This is a genomic window from Providencia burhodogranariea DSM 19968 (genome assembly GCF_000314855.2).
Taxonomy (GTDB): Bacteria; Pseudomonadota; Gammaproteobacteria; order Enterobacterales; family Enterobacteriaceae; genus Providencia; species Providencia burhodogranariea.
In genome coordinates this window covers 323,631-344,012 of record NZ_KB233222.1, presented here as the reverse complement: position 1 = coordinate 344,012, position 20,382 = coordinate 323,631, and the positions used below count along the sequence as shown (strand labels likewise).

Annotated in this window: 18 protein-coding genes and 1 riboswitch; of the genes, 7 read left to right on the top strand and 11 right to left on the bottom strand. The window is 36.9% G+C overall.

All coding sequences use genetic code 11. From position 1 onward, the window contains the following. Positions 1–258 precede the first annotated feature (258 nt). Positions 259–1,932 (top strand): HTH-type transcriptional regulator SgrR, encoded by a 1,674-nt coding sequence (gene sgrR / locus OOA_RS01420; RefSeq protein WP_008910333.1) that lies wholly within the window; start codon positions 259–261, stop codon positions 1,930–1,932. Positions 1,933–2,577: 645 nt separating this feature from the next. Further along, the gene (mutH, locus tag OOA_RS01415) at positions 2,578–3,261 is read left to right on the top strand and encodes a DNA mismatch repair endonuclease MutH (protein ID WP_040690707.1); all 684 of its coding nucleotides are present in this window, start codon (positions 2,578–2,580) and stop codon (positions 3,259–3,261) included. A 135-nt stretch (positions 3,262–3,396) separates the two neighbouring features. Here the strand turns inward: mutH and OOA_RS01410 are convergent, their stop codons facing one another. Further along, positions 3,397–3,642 (bottom strand): hypothetical protein, encoded by a 246-nt coding sequence (locus OOA_RS01410; protein WP_008910331.1) that lies wholly within the window; start codon positions 3,640–3,642, stop codon positions 3,397–3,399. A gap of 204 nt (positions 3,643–3,846) precedes the next feature. Between OOA_RS01410 and OOA_RS01405 the strand changes: the two genes are divergently transcribed. Next, positions 3,847–4,716, top strand: coding sequence for an alpha/beta fold hydrolase (locus tag OOA_RS01405; protein ID WP_008910330.1), 870 nt, complete (start codon positions 3,847–3,849; stop codon positions 4,714–4,716). 144 nt (positions 4,717–4,860) lie between these two features. Here the strand turns inward: OOA_RS01405 and OOA_RS21165 are convergent, their stop codons facing one another. From OOA_RS21165 to speA, 4 genes are all read right to left on the bottom strand, one after another. Then, positions 4,861–5,046: a hypothetical protein gene (locus tag OOA_RS21165; protein WP_008910329.1), complete on the bottom strand. Its 186-nt coding sequence runs from the start codon at positions 5,044–5,046 to the stop codon at positions 4,861–4,863. Between the two features lie 905 nt (positions 5,047–5,951). After that, positions 5,952–6,731 (bottom strand): acetoin reductase, encoded by a 780-nt coding sequence (locus tag OOA_RS01395; protein WP_008910328.1) that lies wholly within the window; start codon positions 6,729–6,731, stop codon positions 5,952–5,954. Between the two features lie 330 nt (positions 6,732–7,061). Beyond that, on the bottom strand, positions 7,062–7,991 hold the full coding sequence (gene speB / locus OOA_RS01390; RefSeq protein WP_008910327.1) for an agmatinase: 930 nt from the start codon (positions 7,989–7,991) through the stop codon (positions 7,062–7,064). Between the two features lie 104 nt (positions 7,992–8,095). Beyond that, positions 8,096–10,000 carry a biosynthetic arginine decarboxylase gene (gene speA / locus OOA_RS01385; RefSeq protein ID WP_008910326.1) on the bottom strand — a complete coding sequence of 635 codons (1,905 nt, stop codon included), beginning with the start codon at positions 9,998–10,000 and terminating at the stop codon, positions 8,096–8,098. A gap of 728 nt (positions 10,001–10,728) precedes the next feature. Between speA and metK the strand changes: the two genes are divergently transcribed. Continuing rightward, the gene (gene metK, locus OOA_RS01380) at positions 10,729–11,883 is read left to right on the top strand and encodes a methionine adenosyltransferase (protein ID WP_008910325.1); all 1,155 of its coding nucleotides are present in this window, start codon (positions 10,729–10,731) and stop codon (positions 11,881–11,883) included. A 456-nt stretch (positions 11,884–12,339) separates the two neighbouring features. After that, positions 12,340–12,531: a hypothetical protein gene (locus OOA_RS01375; RefSeq protein WP_008910324.1), complete on the top strand. Its 192-nt coding sequence runs from the start codon at positions 12,340–12,342 to the stop codon at positions 12,529–12,531. A 285-nt stretch (positions 12,532–12,816) separates the two neighbouring features. Here the strand turns inward: OOA_RS01375 and OOA_RS01370 are convergent, their stop codons facing one another. From OOA_RS01370 to OOA_RS01355, 4 genes are all read right to left on the bottom strand, one after another. Next, on the bottom strand, positions 12,817–14,508 hold the full coding sequence (locus tag OOA_RS01370; RefSeq protein WP_008910323.1) for a glycosyl hydrolase family 18 protein: 1,692 nt from the start codon (positions 14,506–14,508) through the stop codon (positions 12,817–12,819). Positions 14,509–14,990: 482 nt separating this feature from the next. After that, positions 14,991–15,404, bottom strand: coding sequence for a DUF6691 family protein (locus OOA_RS01365; protein WP_008910322.1), 414 nt, complete (start codon positions 15,402–15,404; stop codon positions 14,991–14,993). A gap of 5 nt (positions 15,405–15,409) precedes the next feature. Continuing rightward, complete coding sequence (locus tag OOA_RS01360) at positions 15,410–15,847, bottom strand: YeeE/YedE family protein (RefSeq protein ID WP_008910321.1); 438 nt, start codon at positions 15,845–15,847, stop codon at positions 15,410–15,412. Position 15,848: 1 nt separating this feature from the next. Beyond that, on the bottom strand, positions 15,849–16,175 hold the full coding sequence (locus OOA_RS01355; RefSeq protein ID WP_008910320.1) for an ArsR/SmtB family transcription factor: 327 nt from the start codon (positions 16,173–16,175) through the stop codon (positions 15,849–15,851). A gap of 183 nt (positions 16,176–16,358) precedes the next feature. Between OOA_RS01355 and OOA_RS01350 the strand changes: the two genes are divergently transcribed. Then, entirely contained in the window at positions 16,359–16,889 is a 531-nt protein-coding gene (locus tag OOA_RS01350) for a SprT family zinc-dependent metalloprotease (protein WP_148284481.1), read from the top strand. A gap of 29 nt (positions 16,890–16,918) precedes the next feature. Here the strand turns inward: OOA_RS01350 and OOA_RS01345 are convergent, their stop codons facing one another. Continuing rightward, entirely contained in the window at positions 16,919–17,989 is a 1,071-nt protein-coding gene (locus tag OOA_RS01345) for a magnesium transporter (protein WP_008910318.1), read from the bottom strand. A gap of 74 nt (positions 17,990–18,063) precedes the next feature. Beyond that, a riboswitch (M-box (ykoK) riboswitch) is annotated at positions 18,064–18,237 on the bottom strand. A gap of 597 nt (positions 18,238–18,834) precedes the next feature. On the opposite strand from OOA_RS01345, the gene OOA_RS01340 reads away from it, so the two are divergent. Then, the gene (locus OOA_RS01340; protein WP_008910317.1) at positions 18,835–19,056 is read left to right on the top strand and encodes a HEAT repeat domain-containing protein; all 222 of its coding nucleotides are present in this window, start codon (positions 18,835–18,837) and stop codon (positions 19,054–19,056) included. Between the two features lie 299 nt (positions 19,057–19,355). Here OOA_RS01340 and hcr read toward each other — a convergent pair whose 3' ends face one another. Further along, positions 19,356–20,360: an NADH oxidoreductase gene (gene hcr, locus OOA_RS01335; RefSeq protein WP_008910316.1), complete on the bottom strand. Its 1,005-nt coding sequence runs from the start codon at positions 20,358–20,360 to the stop codon at positions 19,356–19,358. Positions 20,361–20,382 lie beyond the last annotated feature (22 nt).

The following is a 20,382-nucleotide window of genomic DNA, read 5'->3' as shown; positions in this document are numbered from 1 at the left end:
TGACGAAAAAAGAGAGCATGCATCAGTATGTGGTCCTAGTAGCGATTGCAGCCAACGCAGCTACAGCTTGAAATATGACGAAAAAAAGACAAAAAAAAAGCCGATAGGATTACTATCGGCTGGTAGATACCATTACTCAATAATTAGGGGGAGTTAGCCTGCCAATTAGCAGACCTAACGAGCTACTTACTGGTACCTATTATCAACCGATGTTAAAAAATAAAAAATTGATGTAATCATTAGCGGAGTTCCTCTTTTATGTCCAGTTCTCGTTTACAAACACAATTCATTCGTCTTTGGCAACATTTCCAGGGGCAAAACAGTGAAACGACTCTGCAAAACATTGCCGATACCTTATTTTGTTCTCGCCGTCACGTTCGTACTTTGCTCAATAATATGCAAAATAATGGTTGGTTAAGTTGGCAAGCTGAAGCTGGTCGAGGTAAACGTTCGACCCTTCTTTTTCATGTCAATGGTTTAGAGTTACAACAGGCGCAGGCTGAACATCTCCTAAAAGAAGAAAGTATTGAAAAACTTGTCGCGTTAGTTGGTGACAAAGAAATAATTCGTCAGATGGTACTATCTGAGTTAGAACGTAGTTACCGGCAAGGCAAAAGCCTTTTACGCATTATTTATTATCGTCATTTTCCAAATTTACTCCCGGGAACTCCCATGCGGCGCTCCGAAATTCATTTGATGAGCCAAATATTTAATGGACTAACACATATAAATGAGGAAAAAGGGGAAGTCGAAAACGGTATAGCGCATCACTGGCAAGCCATCAGTGATACGCAGTGGCGTTTTTATTTAAGGCCAGCTATTTATTTTCATCATGGTCGAGAAATGTTGGTCGACGATATCATCTATTCACTTCTGCGCTTAAAAAATTGTTGGCCGCTATTTTCCCATATTGAATCTGTTACTGCGCCACTTCCTTACGTCATTGATATTCAATTAAGTGAAGCCGACAAACAATTACCATTGTTGCTCGGTAGCCCTCATGCAGCAATTATCCCTAAAGAGTGGGAGGCCTTTGACGATTTTGACAAGTTGCCGATTGGTACTGGTCCTTATCAGGTTGAGAAAAATTTACCACAAAAGCTCACTATCACTGCTTTTGAACGTTATTTTGGCTATAGAGCGCTTCTCGATGAAGTAACTATTTGGGTCGTTCCTGAACTTTCAGAGCAAATGGTCTGTACTACCTTAAAAATGGATAGCGACAATAAACAAAATGATTCTTTAGAAAGTCGCATGGAAGAAGGCTGCTACTTTTTATTAATGGATCAACGATCAACATTATCTCAACGTAACGATGTCCGTAAGTGGCTATGTAGTTTTCTAACGCCTATTAATTTACTAGCTCACTGTGAGCCATTTTATCAACGCCATTGGGCGCCTGCATATGGTTTACTATTACACTGGCACCATAGTCGGATGCTAACTCAATTACCAAAACCAGCCGATCTCACCGAGCTGACTGTCACTTTTTTTCATCAACATCACGAATTTTATTCCATTAGCCAAATAATGAAACGCGTATTGAAAACTCAAGGTATTGAGCTAAATATTAAAATTGTTAATTATGATGAATGGTTCAATGGCGGAGTAGATAGTGATATCTGGCTAGCAACGGCTAATTTCTTTAAGCCTCTCGAATTTTCTATTTTTGCAACCTTGTATGAAATGCCACTATTACGGAAATGCTTAAGCTCTTCACTTTCTGAAGAATTATCATTGTGGCGTAACCAACAGCTCAATGTAGAGTCTTGGTGTGAGAGCCTTATAGACTTACAGATTTTTCATCCTATTTTCCATCATTGGCTAGAATTACAAGGTCAAAAAACCATGCGTGGCGCAAGAATGAATACTTTTGGTTGGTTTGATTTTAAATCTGCTTGGTTTAAGCCTACAGAAGATAAGGCTCCTTAAGTATTTTAGGTTGTATCTAGATGGCATAACTTGATTAACAAGATTCAGTTGACAACAATATAACTTAAAGTATAACCAGTATGCACAGAAATGAGCTAAGTTATAAACACCACAAGTGAATAATAAGGATGTTATTCACTTTTTCTGTGGATATCTATGTTAACAACCCCATGGTAATTAGGGTATATCCCCAACCTGCTTTCTGTAGAAAAAAGTAAATAAAACTTATAATCATTAAAATCAATAAGATGTGGAAAGAAAATAGACCTATACACTGTTTGTCTTTTAGACTTTATTACATAGGAGTTCAAGTGAACAAAGATCAATCAATGTATGATTTATCCACAAGGAATGTATTTAACTTGCACATTTTTTGTGATGCTTGTCAAAAAATCAGTTACGTCAAGCCTGTAAATACACACAGTAATCGAAGTTTTTCACAGTTATCCAAGAATCCTGTGGATAACCTAGTGTATGATCCTGTGATTATCATGGGATGAACTTGAATAACCCAATTCTTTTTGAAAGTTTTTTTGAAATATAAACTATTATTTCTTGGTATATCAATAGATTAATTATCTATTATAAAAAGTGATATACTTTTTAAACCTTGTGGATTATTTATGGTCATTTTTTAATCAAATCATGCAATTTATACCGCCATCTCCCCCTGAAAATGAATCCGATCTCATGGATAGAGCACAAGCACTCGCTGGTTATACTCTCGGTGAACTTGCTCAATATTCTGGGTTACCAATCCCTCCCGACCTTAAACGAGATAAAGGCTGGGTTGGTATGCTGTTAGAGTACTTTTTAGGTGCTACTGCAGGCAGTAAGCCTGAGCAAGATTTTGCTCATATCGGTGTTGAACTAAAAACGATCCCTATCGACCGACATGGCGTGCCACTTGAAACAACATTTGTCTCTGTTGCACCTTTAACAGGCAACAGTGGTTTAACTTGGGAAAATAGCCATGTATGCCGCAAGCTTTCGCGTGTTTTGTGGTTTCCTATTGAAGGCGAACGCCAAATACCACTAGCACAACGGCGTATTGCCAGCCCTCTACTTTGGAGCCCTTCCCCACTAGAAGAACAATTATTACGCCAAGATTGGGAAGAATTGATAGATTTAATTGTGCTAGGGAAAGTTGAAACGATTACTGCACGCCATGGGCAAGTACTACAAATACGCCCCAAAGCGGCAAATAGCAAAGCACTAACAGAAGGAATCGGTGAATTTGGGCAACCTATAATGACATTGCCTAGAGGCTTCTATTTGAAAAAAGATTTTACTGCCCCACTTTTGGCTCGGCACTTTAAAATCGAGTAAAAGTCTCTTTTAGAAGATTGCGTATGTCGTGCGGTATCTTGAAATACTTTAGATATATCCAGCCTATTTACTTGTGATTTAATAAAATTAATCTTCCATTTATAACTGAGTAAAAAGACAGATCTGCCCAATTTCTTATGAATTATTAATTGCTTGCTTAGCTGCCGCAATAGCGCCTTCAACGGCTTTTTTCGCTTGAGGACTATTTTTCCAGCAGCTTGCTCTCGTCAATGCAGCGCCAGAAATTAAAATTTCCTCATAGGATGCCTCACTGAGTTGAACCAATGTTGAAAACCCCATTTGCTCTAAACGGCTAATCACTGTTGGGCCAATGCCTTTTACAGCAAGTAAACATTGCTTATCTGATTCTGAAAACCCCATAATTATCCCTTATTAATAAGAAAAATAACCTTTTTAAGATTAATTTTTTTTGCATTGTACCTAATTATTACCTTACTATTCTTTTATTATGCTAATTATTATTTAAATTCAAGCTAATGTTTTCGTTTTAGCCATCTCAAGCGTTGCTTATGGCAAGACGTATTATTTAGATACGCCAATTTAGGAATAAACTAGGAATTAACGATGCAAATCAATAAACTCACCAATATTCGCCAATATTCATGCCAGCTGTCGGATGGCCGTGATTTATGTTGGTATGAATCAGGTCCAGAAACAGGTTTCCCTGTTATTTTCTGTACTGGGGCGGGTATGAGTGGGACATTAGGATTTGGTATTGATTTGCTTGATAAGCTTAATATTCGGCTTATGGTGCCAGAGCGAGCAGGCTTAGGAGGATCTTCACCTGATTCACATAAATCACTTCCACGCTTCGCCGCAGATATTGCAACCTTATTGAAACTTCAAAAAATTGAACAATACTCCGTAGTTGGATTTTCTCAAGGTAGCGTGTTTGCAATGGCTTTAGCTTTTTATGGCAAACCTAGTTCGCTTTCTCTTGTAGCAGGGCAAGATCAATTTGATCATCCAGCAACTAAAGCATTACTACGTTCTGATATTATTCGTATGCTAGAACAAGCTAGAAATACACCAGAGGCATTATCAGATTGGCTACAGAAAAACGTCACTGCCCCATGGTTACTCGCGTTTATTCTCCATTATAGTGCGGAAGTAGATCAACATATTTACAACGAAGAATCTTTCTTACCAGCATATACTGACTGTATGAATCGAGCATTTTCTCAAGGAAATCTAGGTTATGTTCAAGACTTGCTAATATCATTACAAGAATGGCCTTTCCAAGCTGAGGAAATTAATTGTCCTGTATCTTTATGGTATGGTGAAAAAGACGAGAGTACAGTCCATTCTCCCGATTTTGGTAAAATACTCGCGACACGCTTTCCAAATTGCCAGCATTTTCTATTTGAAAATGAAGGTGGCTCACTGTTATGGACGCAGTCTGAGCGTATATTATCCTATGTAAAAATACAATAAATATCCTATATTAACATTTGGCTGAAATTACTTTATTACAATAATTCAATTTCAGCCACAACAGAATAATGTTCTGAGTAATCAAAAAATAATTTATTATGATATGTATAACCTTCTGTCATTTTAATTACTCGTATTTTATCCTTAATTGATAAAACATTTTTTGAAAATATATAATCTATGAGCAATCGATGTATTTAATTCGATGAATGATTCTCTTATTATATTGTTGGTTGCAATATCCCATGAAGGGTGAGTGTTAATATACTCAGGTTCTCCCCATCCGATTGCTTCTATTGTTCTTTTATGCTCAACAGTACTCATGTCCATATTGCCCCCCTCCCAAAATAATCGATTGCTCATCTTTGATATTAAAATTTGAAATCCAATTGATTAATTGTAATAATAGATCTGATCGCACCTTTTGTTCTAAAGCGCTCCGAGCCACATTCTGTATTAGAAAAAACAATAGGATGGCGAGATAATATCGCGAGTCCTGTATTAATTTATTGAGTTATTTCCTACGTATCTTCCCTTGCATTCCAAAAATCATTTGCATCACAACAAGAAACAATAGATTCATTATATTTTTCAACAACTGCCGTATGACAAACAACACCTAATCACTTAATTTTATTAAACAACTCACTTTTCACCCCGAACTAAAAACTGATTGTAAAATCACAATTTCAATATCAGAAAATATATTATCATTTATCATCGCATTAATACGAGTTTTTTATGTTGATGCACGAAGACTAAACAAATAAATATCTGATAGGTAAGTATTAAACGTCATTAATTTAATAGCATCAGACATAACTAATCTCATTATTTTTATTGAAATTTAATGAGAAATTATATAAATCATTATTAACTAAAGTAGGAACTCGCTATGGAATATAGTAATTAAAAAATGATAAACATAGAAAATAACATAATTTAACTTAAAATAACAAATGCACAACGATAAGGATATAATCCCCCCATCGTTTCTAAAATATTATTTATTGATAATTTAATATGTGATTTATAATATCCATTGAATGATAAATATAGATTTCATTTAAGTTTTAAATTAAACCAATAATTAAATAAAGCTTAATTATAGATGGTGCATTGCAACTTTATTTAATAGGTTTTAGACATTTAACTATGCCTTAAACGTTATTGATTTATGTTTAAGGCATGCTTTAAATAATAGGTATATAGATATTTAACCTATAATTATGTGATTAACGGTAAACAATACCACCATCCGTGAGGATAGATTGCCCCGTAATATAATCTGAATCATCACTTGCTAGGAATGCAACTAAGCCTGCAACATCTTCAGGTGTTTGAGCTCGTCCTAATGCAATACCATCAACATATTTTTTATAGGTTTCACCTTTTGGTGTACCCGTAATTTCAGAGAAACGTTCATCAATTTCAACCCACATATCCGTACCTACAATACCTGGGCAATATGAGTTTACTGTAATACCTGAACTTGCATATTCTTTAGCAGCAGCTTGGGTTATTCCACGTACTGCAAATTTAGTTGCCGAGTATACTCCTAGCATTGCAAAACCATCATGTCCTGCAATCGAAGAAGCATTAATGATTTTACCTTTGTGTTTAAGTTCTTTAAACTTTTCACTAGCAGCTTGAATTCCCCACATGACACCATCAACGTTAATCTTGAAAATGAGGTCCATATCTTCTTGGCGTACATCAGCGATTGGCTTAACTTGGGAAATTCCCGCATTATTAATCATTACATCGAAACCGCCTAACTCAGCTTCAGCGTGTGCAACAGCAGCGAAAACTTCCTCACGTTTACTGACATCAGCAGCAAAGGTTGTTACTTTACGGCCGAGAGCTGCAACTTCTTTAGCTACATCAGCTAATTTCTCTTTCTTTAGATCAACCAGTGCAATATCCGCACCTTCTTTCGCTAAACGTAAGGCAATACTACGGCCAATACCTTGCGCTGCACCTGTAACTAAAACGATTTTATTATTCAGTGCCATGAGTTTTCTCCACAAACTAACCGATAAAATGAATAACCCTAACCTGATAAATAACTTAACAAGATTAATAACAAGTTACAAAATAAGGATCTTAGACCGAAATTAACGAATATAAGAACAGATATGGCGAGGATTGAGTAATAATCATTCGCATATGTGAAAGGAATATCTTAAAAAGTGTAAAATGGTAAATTAATCTAAATAAAAATATGAATTAAATCGTGGAACAAAAAATGCTATTCCTCATTTCTGTTCAACTAATAAACTATTTTTATATTGTTAGATATAAATTAGGCTGCCTACGTGGCAGCCTAGAAATAAAAAAATTAACTACTTAGCTTCTTTTTTAGATGCTTGTAAGTACAACATATCTAATGCAATAGAAGCTGCCGCTAATGCAGTAATATCTGATTGGTCATAAGCGGGGGAAACTTCAACTAAATCCATACCAACAATATTTAATGGCTGCAAACCACGCAGTAACTTCATTGCACGATCTGATGTTAAGCCTCCTACTACTGGTGTACCCGTTCCTGGTGCAAATGCAGGATCTAAACAATCAATATCAAAAGTCAGGTAAACAGGCATATCGCCAACGATTGATTTAATTTGTTCAATCATATCTTCGGCATTACGATCATTAACCTGCGCTGCATCTAGCACAGTGAAACCATTATCTGTGTCATGTTCAGTACGAATACCAATTTGTACTGAGTAGTTTGGATCGATCAACCCTTCTTTTGGCGCATGATAAAACATAGTACCGTGATCATATTTACCACCATAATTATAGGTGTCTGTATGCGCATCAAAATGGACTAACGCCATTTTACCAAAATGCTTTGCGTGAGCACGTAATAAAGGTAGGGTAACAAAATGATCGCCACCAAAAGTCAGACAACGCTTTCCTGCTGACAACAACTTTCCGATATGTGCTTCTAATTTATCACACATATCTTGCGCATCACCCAAGGTAAAGACTAAGTCACCACAGTCAGCCACATTCAAGCGATCTGTCAGTTTAAAGTTCCATGGCCAGCGTTGGCTTTCCCATGCTAAGTTTGTAGATATTTGGCGGATAGCAGCAGGTCCATGACGGCAACCTGCACGGCCTGAAGTTGCTATATCAAATGGCACACCAGTGATTACCCATTCAGCATCTGAATTATAAGGCTGAAAATTCAATGGGAAACGTAAAAAACCAAATGCGTTAGAAACTAACGAGGTATCTTCTTGATTACCTAATGTACTATTAATCATCATTCTTCCTCTTCAAGTATTCGACTTTGACAAATACTTTATTACTTTGATTCCACAAGCTATTCAATAACGCTTATGGTTAGTTGTGTGTTATTAGTTATTCATCACTCATCTTCTAGATAAGTATAACCATAAAGGCCGTTTTCAAACTCTTCGACAAAATCTTTTTGGAGTTGTTCGCTTAGCCCAGTTCCTTTAACTTGCTCAATGAAACTTTCTAGCAGTTCTTCTGGCACTAATTTAACATATTGCAGCATGTCAGCGACTGAATCGCCCTCTTCACTTTGCAAATAACGAACATTACCTTGGCTATCTACCCAGACATCAACTGCCGCGGTATCACCAAATAAGTTATGCATGTTACCTAAAATTTCCTGATAGGCACCGATCATAAAGAACCCTATCATTGGTGGATTTTCGGGATCATAAGCTGGCATCGGCATGGTCGTTTCGACGCCATCACCATCTATATAATGATCAATGATGCCATCAGAATCGCAAGTGATATCCAACAATACTGCTCGGCGATCGAGAGGTTTATCTAAACCTTCTATTGGCAGTACAGGAAAGACTTGGTCAATTCCCCATGCATCTGGCAATGATTGGAATAAAGAAAAATTCACATAAAACTTGTCTGCCATACGCTCTTGTAACTCATCAATAATTGGACGATGAGCACGATTGCTAGGATCTAAATCTTGTTGAATACGGCGACAAATATTCAAATAGAGCTCTTCTGCCCAAGCACGCTGAGTGAGATCTAAAACGCCATGTGCATATTGAGTATGCGCTTCTTGTAAATCAAATTGGCTATCATGTAACCATTCACGCAACGAGCGGCTATTGCCTTGATGTTGCATCGACTCCCACGTTTCCCACAAAGAAATCAGTGAGCGTGGTGCATCTTCTGTTGGTGGTGTCGTTTTAGTAAATTCGTTACGTTCTACCCCAATTACGTTGGATACTAAAACAGTATGATGAGCTGTTAATGCACGACCTGATTCAGTAATCACGGTTGGGTGAGGTAAATCAAATTCCTCACAAGCATCACCAATTGCCCAAATCACATTGTTCGCATATTCATTTAACCCGTAATTCACCGAGCAATCTGACTGTGAACGCGTACCTTCATAATCGACGCCGAGGCCACCACCGACATCGAAACATTCAATTTTTACACCGATGCGATGTAATTCAACATAGAAACGCGCTGCTTCACGTACACCTGTCGCGATATCACGGATATTGGCCATTTGTGAGCCAAGATGGAAATGAAGTAGCTGTAAGCTTTCAAGCCGATCTGCGTTACGCAAAATTTCGACTAATTGTAAAACTTGCGTTGCAGCCAAACCAAATTTAGATTTTTCACCACCACTCGCCTGCCATTTACCGGAACCCTGTGAAGCAAGACGAGCACGCACACCGAGACGTGGTGTTACATTCAAGCTTTCTGCTTCTTTGAGTACCATCTCAATTTCAGACATTTTCTCGATCACAAGATAAACCTTATGACCTAGTTTCTCGCCGATAAGCGCTAAACGAATATATTCACGGTCTTTATAACCATTACAGACAATCACTGTACGAGTACGACCAGCGTTCGCGAGTACCGCCATCAATTCTGCTTTTGAACCTGCCTCTAACCCTAGAGGTTCGCCTGAATTGATTAATGATTCAATCACTCGACGTTGTTGGTTAACCTTAATCGGATAAACTAGAAAATAGTCACCTGTATAGCCATACGATTCGCGAGCACGCCTAAATGCTGCATTAATTGAGCGCAAGCGATGCTGTAAAATTTGAGGAAAGCAAAACAGCGCAGGCAAACGCAAACGTTCCTGCTCCTCTTTAACTTGATTTACCAGCGAAGCTAAATCAATAGACGTGTCGGGATTATCAGGATTAGGGCAAACACAGACATTTCCGCGTTCATTCACCTGATAGTAACCACCACCCCAATACGCAACGTTGTAGGTCTGGCGCATTTTGCGAGCGATATTATCATTCATAACAAACTCCTATATGGAGGGGTGAGTGACGCTTTTTCCGACCAGTCAGGAACCAACTATAAGACATGGTACTGCTGGGCAGTTATGTTGGGAAAACAGCTATACTCAGATTGATTAAAGTGCTTAGAACATCTAAACGGTGACAAGTACGATCTTTAGGCTGAAGGTTTACCTACTGGTAGCCAAGGGCGTACTGGAGATGTGACGGTAACTTCGAGAAGAATTAAACAAAGGCAGGAAAGTAAAAGCCAAAGACACGCGGCAGTGCGCATGCGACTGTTGGTTACTGTTATTCAGTAGATGATGGATCATAGCCCATTAACCCCAAATATAACTGTTTACTCTATATCAATTTTTACATAAGCATGTTGGCATACAATATTCAGCGTAAAGACTATTAACTACTTGATTATTAGCCGCTTATTAAATTTTGAACAAGATAAACATTCCTGATAAATAGTAGACTTACTTTATCTGCCTACTGGTATATAACGGAGGATATTTAACTAACCGTTACGGGCGCAGTTTATACATCTATTAAGCAGAAATTGCAAAACGTTATTGTTCAAATAGAAATAAAATTCATTGATGGGCTATTTTTCAATTTTAATCTAATCTTTATCCTAAGAGTAAAAACAGGTAGCACTTTTTAAGTTAAAATATTAAGATAGCCGTCTAGATGTTAAAACATCCAATTCTAATCTTCGAATCCTTAAGGTATTAATCTCATGGCTACACATCTCTTTACTTCTGAGTCTGTATCGGAAGGGCATCCAGATAAAATCGCCGATCAAATCTCTGATGCGGTTCTTGATGCAATTCTAGAACAAGATCCAAAAGCTCGCGTTGCCTGCGAAACCTATGTCAAAACAGGTATGGTGATTGTAGGGGGTGAAATCACCACCAGTGCTTGGGTTGATATTGAAGAAATTACACGTAAGACAGTTCGTGAAATTGGTTACACTAGTTCAGAAATGGGCTTTGATGCAAATTCATGTGCGGTATTAAGTGCAATTGGTAAGCAATCACCTGATATTAATCAAGGTGTTGACCGCGCAGACCCATTAGAACAAGGTGCTGGCGATCAGGGGATCATGTTCGGTTATGCAACAAATGAAACAGACGTCTTGATGCCGGCACCAATTACTTATGCTCATCGTTTAGTTCAACGCCAAGCAGAAGTGCGTAAAAATGGTTCACTACCATGGTTGCGACCTGATGCAAAAAGCCAAGTCACTTTCCAATACGATAATAACAAGATTGTCGGTATTGATGCTGTTGTGTTATCGACTCAGCATGCTGAGAATGTCACACAAAATGAACTACATGAAGCCGTGATGGAAGAGATTATTAAGCCAGTTCTTCCTGCTGAATGGTTAGTACCAACTACAAAATATTTTATTAACCCTACTGGTCGTTTTGTGATTGGTGGTCCAATGGGTGATTGTGGTCTAACAGGACGCAAAATTATTGTTGATACCTACGGCGGAATGGCTCGTCACGGTGGTGGAGCATTCTCAGGTAAAGATCCTTCTAAAGTTGACCGCTCCGCAGCTTATGCAGCTCGTTATGTCGCTAAAAATATTGTTGCAGCAGGCCTTGCTGACCGTTGTGAAATTCAAGTGTCATATGCAATTGGTGTCGCTGAACCAACATCAATTATGGTAGAAACATTTGGTACTGGTAAAGTTCCAGAAGCGCAATTAATTCTATTAGTACGTGAATTCTTTGATTTACGCCCATATGGCCTAATTCAAATGCTAGATTTACTGCACCCATTTTATCAAAAAACTGCATCATATGGTCACTTTGGCCGCTCTCAGTTCCCATGGGAGAAAACAGATAAAGCAGCTATTTTGCGAGATGCAGCTGGTTTAAAATAAACAATTTCAATTTTATTGTTTACTATCAATAAGCCCCACTTCATCAGTTGGGGTTTTTTATTATCACATCAACGAGAAAGCTTCTTAGTTTATAAATACCTCGCCATTTTAGAGCAATTCTTGTTGCTTACTGAGTTACTCCTGTCATTATTATGCCGAAATAAATCAACCTAACACAAATATTCTTTCGCGCATATAAAATAGAGCATCAATATAAATGGAATTTACCAAAAATAAATTTAGCCTACTTAGTTTCTTTATTGGTGCTTTAAGCATTATGTCTTTATTTATTAGCCAAAGCTTAGAAAGAGAGTATCGACAGACAAAACCTAGACACGATTGATGCTATTAAGGGAAAACCTTACGTCGCTCCAGCTGGAAATGAAGAACTGAATATCTTGCATGAACAAGTTGAACAATTTAAACTTGCTAGCCTAATTTTAAGCGTCTGCGCTATTGTTACCGCTGGTAATTGCCTTTATTCGAAGAGAACAAAAATATGCAAGCCGTATTGCTCTATTGATTGGAGGAAGTGTAATCATTATTGAACTTTTGCTTGGAGCAATGCTGGGTATTGCCTCTATTATTGGTGCTCTCATTTTATTATGGATGATTGCTAGTTTTATTGGTGGTATTGGCATTAGCTAACCTCTTTACTATAAAATTTCCTATTCATTAAATATCAAGTTGTCTAGCAGGATTTTTATTAACAAGTATTTATAAAAAGCGATAGAACTCAGTGATGACATAATTATCGAATGTTTTTTGTGCTCTAAATAAATGAAACCCAATGTTCAAAAATGATATTAATTCGCTATAAAGTTAGAAAATAGCAAGTAATCTAAATGAGTAAAGGCTCTATTAACAACACATCATATGACTTGAGCAACCATGAATATAAAGGGGTATCTCCCCCTTTTGAAAGATATAATATCATTTATTAGAAAGGCTATTACCTAGACTAGAATTCATTTTATTAAGAATATCTCCATTATCAGCATCAATTTCCCATGCAAATAATCCACCAAGTTTGTTATCTAAAACATATTTACCTTTAGCTTGCACTGAACGTTCATCATCATATGAGATCAAATCACCGGTTTTTGCATTAAAGACGTAGGGAGCTTCAGCAGTCTTATCATAACTATATACCCAGTCTCCACTCATATAACTATCTTTGATTTGTTTATAATCAACAACACCCGGTTCCCAAGTTCCTTTTACAGGACCAGTCGCTTTACCCGTAAAAGGAATCTTATTATCATATCCATTTACACCGGTCCATCCTCGACCATACATTGCAACACCCATAACAATTTTGCTTGGTTTCACCCCTTGATCTAACAATGCATTGACGCCATTGGCTGCTGTATAGGCAGTATCTAGTTTCCAACTTGGCGCATGTAATCCAGCTTGATGACCTAAATTGTTAAGATCAAATGCACCATAAAAGTCATAGTTCATTAAAAAAATATGATCTAATGAATTCTGAGCGATATCATAGTTAACTTTATCAATCTTAGCTTTTGCTGCACTTATTGCTGATGTCAGCTCATATTTTCGCCCAGTTTTCACTTCCAGATCATCTAACATAGTACGCAGCTCTTTCATTAGAAGAACATACGTTTCTCCATCTTGGTCACTACCTAAATTACTATTTGCACCTAAGCCACCTGGGAACTCCCAATCAATATCTACACCATCAAAGAATTTCCATGTTTGTAGAAACTCTTTTACGGAACCGATAAAGCGATCACGTTTGACCTTATCCCCCATAAAGTGAAATGGATCTGAAAGCGTCCAACCACCAACTGAAGGTAATATTTTCAGATTTGGATATGCTTGTTTCAATGCCATTAACTGCCCGAAATTACCTTTATACGGCTCATCCCAGGCTGTTAGGCCTTTTTGTCCCATCTGAAGTGCTCCCCATGGATCATGGATGCTCACTTTAAAATCTTCTCTACCCGCACATGATCTTTGTAATGACTGAAAACTATTTTCTATTTCTTTTAAGCTATCATTAATGCCATGCCCGCCACATATCGGAATAAAACCATAAAGAATATGTGTTAGATTTTGAGCTGGTATTTTATCGACAGGAAATTTTCGCCCATAGACTCCCCATTCAACAAAATAACCAGCAACGACGTTTCCTGAGCTTTGATTGTAAGCTTTATTTCCTTCCAATAATGGCTCTCTTAGAGGAGCTAAGTGGCTACCATCAGTATCCGCAACAATAATTTCTTTTGCATCACTTGTAGTACAGCCATCCTCATTACACAAAGCAACCTGCATCTGATATTTACCACCGCGATATACTTTAAATTTAGCAGAGCCTGATGCATTAGTAGAAGCAGCGCTCCAAACTTCTTTTCCATCTAATAAAACCTTCGCTGTTTTCCCAAAGTCACCACTCCATAAAGACCATGAAACTTCAACATCGGCAGCGTCTTTAACGGTCACAAGAGAGTTATAAGCCGTCGCATTTTGGTTAACCTCAATAATAGCGAATTTAGTATTTCCCCATGATAATGTTGGTTTACTAGGTAATGCAGCATAGGAAAGAGAGCAAATAAAATTACTCGTGATTAATGCTAATAATAATTTATTCATTTTACGCATATATAAACCTTTTTCTTTAATGAAAAATGTAGGTTACTTGCACTTACACATTACTTTTGATATTTTTTCCATTCAAAACAATATATAAAATAAAACATTAACAATACCAATAAATTATTAATTAAAGTTAACCAAGAAAACTTTTTAATTAAAAACAATATCGATACTCATTATTACTTTATTGCATTTCATTTAGTTAAAAAACCCAGAAAACATGTAACCTCTCACTGAGCATTCATATTATTACCAAACAAGAACAAGATATTTATGATTATTCCAGAGGGATTTAATAAATTTTATCATTACAAATAAATTCGAAACCAACTTTTACATTTCCGTTCCGGGTGCAAATATTAGTTTTAAAAGTATAAATGTGATACTTGAAAACAAAAAACAACACCACTTTCACATAGTATAATTAAAAACAATAATCATATAATAAAAAAGTCCCATATATAAAATAAGAGACTATTTTTTATTTTTTATTTTTTATTTTTTATTATCTGAAAAATAGATATTCCTATAATCATCGCTAAAGTAAATAGAATCCCCCGCGTAATACCCATTCCAGCTAATAATAAAGCTGGGCCAGGACAAATACCGACTAATCCCCAACCAATACCAAATAATGCACTCCCAATGATTAGCGGCTTATCAATTTTTTGATTTGACGGTATCTGTATTTGGCAATTTAACAGGCTAACTTGGCTTTTTTTTATAACAACAAAAGCAATGGCACTTACCACCATAGCAACTGTCATAGTTATTAACAAAGAAGGGTCCCAACTCTCTGCAATATCTAAAAAACCAAGGATTTTGGCTGGATTACTCATACCTGCCAATATCAACCCCATACCAAATAATAAACCAGAGATTAATGCAATAATTATAGGCATTAGATTTATCCTCTCAGCTCAAATAAGTTAGCAACTGAAACCGTAATAAAAGCCACTATCATAAAAGTCACCACCGCCACGATAGAACGACGAGATAACCTTGCCATGCCACAGATACCATGACCACTGGTACAACCGCCACCTAACCGAGTACCAAAGCCAACTAACAAACCAGCAATAATAATGATGGGAGTATTCGCTGTCATAGTGACTTCTGGTGCATAAATAAAGAAGGTAAATAGAACTGGGGCAATCATAATACCGAGAATAAATGCGACTTTCCACGCCGTATCACCCGCTGTTGGTTTTAATATTCCCCCTAAAATGCCGCTAATACCTGCAATTCGGCCATTAAAAATAAGCAATACTACAACAGCTAAACCGATTAATAGCCCACCAGCAGCAGCTGACCACGGCGTAAAATTCACCCAATCAATGGACATCTTATTTCTCCTGTACTGGGCAATAAAGTTGATACAGTGTGTTTAGCAATGTAAGAAGTTTTTCATCACCAATTGCATAATAGATGTGTTTCCCGTCACGACGCGTAACAACTAACCCTTCATTACGTAACACCGTTAATTGTTGAGATAATGTTGGTTGCTGTATGCCGAGTAAAACCTCTAATTCACTGACACAAGCCTCACCTTGGGTGAGTTGGCATAGTAGAAGAAGTCGATCTGGGTTACCTAGTGTTTTTAATAATGAAGACGTCTCTATCGCCGCAAGTTTCATTGCCGAAAGTAATTCAGGTGGAAGGTTAATTATCATGACATCATTCCATGTTGACCCATCATTATTTAATTTACTTGGTTCTACATTCACTTCGGTACTTACAAGCAATTAGAAATATGTTGGGCATTAACATAATACAAAAAAACAATATATTATTTTATATTATGAGTGTCAATAAACGCTTGTTTCATAAACCCCGAATATATTATGCTTAGCAATATGAAAACAATCCGAGTCCCTATTCACCTCCAACAAAAAGCGATGCGCACACTGCGTGAAAAGCTTGCATTGGCTCAACACAAGCTAGAACAGACCTTTTCGGAACCTACACTAAACTATAAACAACGAGGAACCACTGCAGGTAGTGCTTACTTAAAAGAGTGGGAAATCCGCCTAAATGCAGTTCTACTGATTGAAAATGGTGACTGTTTTGTTGATGAAGTTGTACCCCATGAACTCGCTCATTTGTTAGTCTACCGAGTATTTGGTCGTCAAGGTATTGCACCACATGGCAATGAATGGAAATGGATGATGGAATCTATTTTGGAAGTTCCAGCTAGCCGAACACATCGCTTTGAGGTCAATTCTGTTAAAAGTCGCACTTTCACCTACCACTGTGCTTGCCCATCATCACATGAGTTAACAATCAGAAGACATAATAAAGTGGTTAGAGGCGAAAATCAGTATTTATGTCAACGATGTGGGGAAATATTGAAGTGGAATTCATTAATTGCGGCAGAAACTGAATAGCTCTGCCGCATCAACTCGATGGTGTGTCTTTAAGCGAACTCCGACATGACCAATTTGGCTATTTCAAAGTAAATAATAAGACCGGTTCCATCGATAAAAGTTGCAATAAAAGGTGCTGAAACCACCGCAGGGTCAACTTTCAATTTCTGCAACACCATTGGAATGATAGAAGAAACAATAGCACTCCACATTGTAATTGCGACAATCGTTAGACTGACAACGATAGTTACTTCAGTTCCTACACCGAGTATCCAAGCTCTAATAAGAGCTGCCCCGCCAATTGTCACCGCAACTAAAAACGAAGTTGATACTTCTTTTTTCAGTACAGCACCTAAATTACGTAAGCTAACTTCACCTAGGGCCATTGCTCTGACGAGAGTTGACGTAATTTGCGTTCCACTATTTCCTCCGGTTCCGATAAGTAACGGGATAAAGAAAGCAAGTGCAATTGCCGCTTCCAATTGTTCTTCAAAGGCTTTTAATACTGTCCCTGTATAAGCTTCTGCCACAAATAACATTAGTAACCATACGACACGTTTGCGCCATAATGTTACGGGACTAGTTGCTAAATAAGGTTCATCAAGTGGTGTTGTTGCCCCTTGAAGCTGTGCGTCTAGCGTGTTCTCATCTTCAATAAGTTCTGCAATATCTTGTGGGCGTAACACACCCATTAATTTACCGAATTGCACAACTGGTATCATATCTAAGCCACTATGATTAATTAGATCATAAACATCATGACGTGATTGCTCAGGTGAAACAGAAAAATAGTTGTGTCTCATAATATCGGATACAAGCAAGTCTTCTTTGGCGGCTAACAGTGATTTAACTGAAAGAATGCCATTTAGATAATTATCTTGGTCAACAACAAATAAATAAGTTGGGATCTGTTCACCTTCTAGGTGTTCGATCAAACTTTTTCTCACACAATCGACCGAATCCGCAATAGAGACAGGCAAATAAGATTGACTCATATAAGCGCTGATTGTTGCGTCATCGTTTTTTGGTTGTTGAGTGTTGTTATTTTTTAGGCGTGCGCCTTTCATTGCGGACTGAGCAATTGCTACAGTGCCCGCTTTATTCTGGGAAGTAAATGTCATTTTTTTGGACCCTAGTTACTGTTGTTTACTCAAACAGTACTCACATAGGGGCGAAACCAGATGAGAGAATGCGATGGCTATCTCTTCGTCTCGGTTTTAGCACTATACAACGTATCCTGTTAAATAACAGAAAGTTACATGGGGATATACCTTCGTTCGATATATCCTGTCCTAATCTTGGGCGTCTCTCGACGTCGTCAGATCAGCAACCTGTGTTTGTATAGGAGCCTCGCCTAACGAGATACTGCACTTTTGATGCGACGCGAATTATAACCATTAGGGTGTTAATTACCACCCCAAAATCAGAACTAATGACATATGGAAATTATCTTGTTTAGGTTTTGTTTAAGTTAGTGTATGACAACAATTCCTGCTGTAACCGAATGTAACCTACTATATTTTTTTGTGCTTTTATTCCTCAATAAGTCATTCAATTGAATATAGGTGACAAATGAAGATGTTTTATGGAGCAATCATAATTCACATTGATAACTGAAAATAGCTAGTGTTTATACCATTTGTTTACTTATATCCATCATCTATTAATTACTTCCATTAATAATACCATGGAGTATTATTTTCATTCCCCTCACTTATCTGAACAATATAATTTAAATACATGTAACATTTAAATAAACAAAAAACAATTCTTTATTTTTATTATTACCGATAAGGTATAAATAAATAAAAAAAATATAACCAGATATTTCATTTATTAAAAACAATAACTCAGCAATAGAAAGATAAATTATTAACATAAAACTTAAAACATTAGGATGACGATGCATTTAATATGTTAAGCTTAATGATAGAGAACAATTAAACTAATTTAGCGAGTGTTAATTATGGATAAAACTATTGTCACTTTATTGACAAATCTAACATTTAGAATTAATGATGAAGTTAAAGTCGCAGCAATCTTAGCGTTAGGTGATTATAAAGCAACTATTGAGTACCAAGAGGCTATTTTTCGTATTATTAATCTTTGTGAGGACCCAAATAAAGAGATTGCAGTTTCAGCAATAAACACTTTAAGGAAACTTTCGGTTCACTTCATTCCAAATTAAATTCATAAAACAAACAATTTCAACGCATAAGGTTGGAGTAATGAATAAAAAAACATTATTAATGATAATGGAAATCTTATTATTTTAAATATAAATGCAAAAATATTAGCCTATTAGATATTTATTATAATTTAATAGACTTATCATGATAAAAACTGCATAGAATTTGACTATAGACAGCTATTCGAGTCACATTATTTACCTATGTTCCACGAATAGCTTTATTAGTCGATTACATGCAATCTTCGTTATTTTTAGTCAATATCACACATGTTAATAAATTAAATTTTAGTATTAATTTATGCTATCTCCACATCACCTTGTAATTGACAACTACAAGCTAATACATATCCTGCGGATATCTCTTCAGCTGTTAATGTCATGGTACTTGTTGTCGTATAATTACCTGATAATATCTGAGTTTTACAGCTACCACATACACCTGCACGACATGCTGCAACCACTTGCTGTTTATTCTGCTCTAATGCAGATAATAATGATGTGCCAATAGGCACTTTAAAATTAGCTAAACGATGGCTAATTTTTAATGTCAGTACATCTTCACTTTCAATAGCCTCAGGCTCTAATGAAAAATGTTCCATAAAAAAATGTTCTTTAGGAACACCAAGATCTGCAACAAATTGCTGCGCATCTTTCATATAAGGAACAGGACCACAGGCCATGACAATTCTTGAACTAATATCAGGTACTAACGTCATGAGTTTTTCTTGCGTTAAGCGCCCCTCAGCTACCTCGCCATTATCGGGTATTTCAGCCATGATACAAAGCTGTAACTTTTGAGCATATAGCTTAGTTAGTTGCTTCCATTCTTGTGCAAAGATCACCTGCTGCTTATCACGAACATTAAATAAGACTTTCACATTAGCCTGTGGCCGATTTACCATCAACCAACGTACCATCGACATAATTGGCGTTACACCACAGCCGGCTGCTAGCATCAAATATTGATTACTATTGAATGTCGCGCACGTAAATTCCCCTTGCGCATCAGAGATCCAAAGATAATCACCTACGTTTACTTCATTTGTCAGCCAACATGATCCTATACCTTGATCTAGTTTTCTTACTGTAATGGTAATAAAGCGACTTTGCCCCGGTGTGGAAGAGAGAGTATAAGCTCGCATAACTTCATCACTATTTTTAATGCTTACCAGTGCGTATTGCCCTGGCGAATAAGCATAAAAATCATGATTAATTAAATTAATGGTCCAAACATCTGATGTTTCTTGAACAATAGAATGTATCTGCATTCTATTGGTACATAAATTACTTGGCATTGTCATCGCATTACTCCGATTAGGGAGA